Below are 4,046 nucleotides of genomic sequence, written 5' to 3'. Positions count from 1 at the left end.
AGAATCTCGATATACGATATACTATATACGAAATACGAAATACGAAATACTATGGATTATAAGATGCTGAACATACCGCAAACGATAATGAGACCGGCGCGATACACGGGGAATGAGCCGGGGAGGGTTATGAAGGACCCCGGGGACGTGGATGTCCGTTTCGCGCTCTGCTACCCGGACGTATACGAGATCGGGATGTCATATTACGGTCATTTCCTGCTCTATGAGCTGGCGAACAGTGTCCCCGGCATATGGTGTGAAAGGTGTTTCGCCCCCTGGATTGATATGGACAGATATATCAGGGAAAACAGGTTGTCTCTCTGTACGCTGGAATCAGGGACGCCTCTTCATAAAATGGATTGTGTGGGTTTCTCTCTGACCTATGAGATGAATGTGACGAATGTGCTCAACATGCTGGATCTCGGCGGGATAAAGATCAGGTCAATCGAGAGGACAGGCGGCCCCGTCGTTATCGGCGGTGGACCCTTGATGCTGAACCCGAAACAGTATGAACGGTTTTTTGACCTCATCGTTGTGGGGGAGGCGGACGAGGTCCTGCTGAATATCCTTGCTGTCGCGAAGTCCTTAAAGGGGATGAAGCGGACACAACTGATCGAAGAACTGTCAGGACTTGAGGGCGTTTATTCACCGTTATTCCCGAAGGAGAGGATAAAACGGCTCTACGTGAAAGACCTTGACGGCACCCGTCACCCTGTAAGCCCCCCGATCCCCGTTGTCGGCAGCGTCCACAACAGGCTGAACGTGGAAATATCGAGAGGCTGTGGGAACGGCTGCAGGTTCTGCCTTGCCGGGTTCGGGTACAGGCCTTACAGGGAGAGGTCCGTTGAAAATGTCTGCAAGATTATTGACGAAGGGTTATGCAATACGGGATACGAAGAGGTATCCCTGCTTTCACTGAGTTCGGGGGATTACAACGGTCTTTTTGACGTCCTGGAGCATGTAAGGAACAATCACAGGGGGATATCGATATCACTGCCGTCCCTGAAGATCGGCAGCATAGGTGAGTACGAGATAGGTGCCATAGGCAGCGTGGCGCGAACCGGATTTACCTTTGCGCTTGAGGCGGCCACAGAGGAATTGCGCTGCAGGCTCAACAAAGATATTGACCTCGGGATGTTATTCAGGCAACTGCCTCTTCTGAAAAGATACGGCTGGAAAAGGATAAAACTCTATCTCATGCTCGGTTTCCCATGGGAGAAAGAAGAAGATTTCGCGAGTGTCAGGGAGATCCTCCTCCCTTTTAAAAAGGAAGGGATCGAGGTGAACCTCTCGGTTTCGCCTTTCGTCCCGAAGCCTCATACGCCTTTCCAGTGGCTGCCCATGGACGACGAGCGTGTCCTGCAGGAGAAGATGCGCCTGCTGAAAGGACTGCTCAAAGGGAAGGGCGTGAGGATAAAATACAGGGATATCAAGCTCAGCATGATCGAGGGGGTTTTGTCGAGAGGTGATGAGAGACTTTCAGGGCTCTTTGAATATCTCTTTCAGGAAGGCGCAAGGCTTGAGGCCTGGCGTGAATTTTTTAGTTTCGATACTTATGAACGCTGGTTTCAAGAGAACGGATTATCGATGGCAGATTATACCGGCGGGAGGAAACCGGATGCGTCATTACCCTGGGATTTTATTGATTCCGGCGTAAGCGACGCTTTTCTGAAGGATGAATACGGAAGGGCTATGGCGGGTGAGAAGAGTGTTGACTGCTACAGCGGCTGCGCGGGATGCGGGATAGGGTGCGCTACGGACAGAAGAGCAGGCCACTTGCAGCAGAGAGCTGAGAGCGAAGAGCGGAGAGTGAACAACGAAGATTTACTCCGAACTCCGAACGCCGAACAACGAACGACGGAATATGAACTTCGACCCCCGATCCCCGACCCCCGACCCCCGACCCCCGATCTTCAATCTTCAAAAAAGTTCACCTTCCGCTACGGGAAATACGGCGATTCACGTTATATCGGCCACATCGACACGATGAATATCCTTTTACGTATCTTCAGGGCGTCAGGGATCAGGATCAGGATGCACGGCAGGTATCACCCTCTCCCCAGGATAAAATTATCAGAGGCCCTGCCGGTCGGTATTGAAAGTATCTGCGAGTTTATCGAGGTGGAGACGGAAGAGGGTACGCAAATAGATCGGGCCTGTATTCAGGCGATGAACAGGTTATTGCCGAAAGGAATGAAGATTTACGAATCTGTTGAAGGCAGACTGGAAGAAATGGTAAAAGATTTTTCTTACATTTTGGTTGCAGAAGGGTATACTAACATGGAAGCTGCAAGATGGAAAGAACGCGGAAAAAGATCTTTTTTCATCTGGCAGGGCAAGGGTATCAAACAGCTATGGTTACAGGGGCAGTTTACAAGGATAGTAAAGACACCAACCAGGAGAATACATGGCATCTGAACTGATTATCAATGTGACGTTTAACGAGAAGAGGATCGCCTTTCTGGAAAATGGCGTTCTTATTGAGTTCTTTATTGAGAAGAAGGATAACAACAGCATGGTCGGGAGCATATACAAGGGCAAGGTCGTGAGGATCGTCCCGGGCATGGATGCAGCCTTTATTGATATAGGCCTCGAGAAATCTGCCTTCCTTTATGTCGGAGATATTATACTGGACAGGCTGATGTACGAAGAGTATGAGGGTTCGGGATTCACGGTGGAACTGGGGGAGAGGATTGAAGGCGTTCTGGAAGATGGCCAGGAACTGATCGTGCAGGTTTCAAGAGAACCGATAGGCCAGAAAGGGACACGGGTCACGTCAAAGATAACGTTGCCCGGAAGGCTCCTGGTATTGATGCCTGCCACTGACCATATCGGGGTATCGCGCCGGATTGAACAGGAAGACGAGCGGAAACGCCTTGCAGCGTTGCTGAAGGAGATATGCCCGAAAGGGTACGGCCTCATTGCAAGGACTGCATCCGAAGGCAAGACAAGCGATGAAATCGAAAGTGATCTGAGTTTTCTGAGAAGGATATGGGAGAGCATCCAGGAAAAGGCGAAAGACGTCAAGGCCCCCTCAATACTCCATCAGGATCTTGGTATTATTTTCAGGGTTATAAGGGACCTTCATTCCCACAACCTGAAGAAGATCATCGTCGACGATCCTTTCGTGTACAAAAATATAGAGGTCTTTATCAAGGAATATCTCCCCGAAGAGAGGTGCGAAGTTGAATACTTCGAAGAAAAGGACCCCATATTTGAAGTATTCGGTATCGAGATGGAGATCACAAAACTCCTGCAGAAAAAGATCTGGTTGAAATCAGGAGGCTATATTGTCCTTGATTATACCGAGGCGCTCACGGTTATCGATGTGAATACCGGGAGATATCTGGGTAAAAAAGACCTCGAAGATACCATACTCCGGACAAACCTCGAGGCAGTGAAAGAGATTGCCTATCAGATACGGTTGAGGAACATCGGCGGCATTATTATCGTTGATTTTATTGACATGGAGAGGAAAGAATCGCGCGAAACCGTTTTTCAGACCCTCGTTGATGTGTTGAAAAAGGACAGGATAAAGACCTTTGTCTATCCCATCAGCGAGATAGGCCTTGTGCAGATTACAAGAAAGAGAACGAGGCACAACATCACCAACCTTCTTACGGAGACATGTCCGAACTGCGATGGTTCAGGCTACATTAAATCACGGTATACCGTATGCTATGAGGTTTTAAGAGAGCTCCGGAGCGCCTGCAGGAAAGAAGAAGGCAGGATATTCAACATCTATCTCTCGCCCGAAGTAGCGAGCCTGCTCTATGAAGAAGAGAAAAGCTCAATAGAGCTGATCGAAAATACGTATAATACCAAGATTAATCTTATCGCAAACCCCGGTTTCAGTATCGATAAATTTCATGTGGAAGGGATATACTGACCATTTGATATGGAACATACCGCGCTATCCCCTGCCAAGGTTAATCTTTACCTGAAAGTCCTCTCGAAGAGACCTGACGGTTACCATAATATTGAAAGTATCGTTGACCCCATATCTATCTATGATGTGATACACATAACGGAGACCAATGACAGCG

Annotated in this window: 2 protein-coding genes; both read left to right on the top strand. The window is 48.7% G+C overall.

The window, feature by feature from the left end; all coding sequences use genetic code 11:
• On the top strand, positions 1 to 2,418 hold a 2,418-nt coding region (locus tag PHU49_15355), incomplete at its 5' end, for a TIGR03960 family B12-binding radical SAM protein (GenBank protein MDD5245384.1).
• The gene (locus tag PHU49_15350; GenBank protein MDD5245383.1) at positions 2,408 to 3,889 is read left to right on the top strand and encodes an Rne/Rng family ribonuclease; all 1,482 of its coding nucleotides are present in this window, start codon (positions 2,408 to 2,410) and stop codon (positions 3,887 to 3,889) included. The genes PHU49_15355 and PHU49_15350, both read left to right, overlap by 11 nt.
• Positions 3,890 to 4,046: the final 157 nt, after the last annotated feature.

The organism is Syntrophorhabdaceae bacterium, from assembly GCA_028713955.1.
Lineage (GTDB): Bacteria > Desulfobacterota > Syntrophorhabdia > Syntrophorhabdales > Syntrophorhabdaceae > UBA5609.
This window is presented reverse-complemented; position numbering and strand designations above follow the sequence as displayed.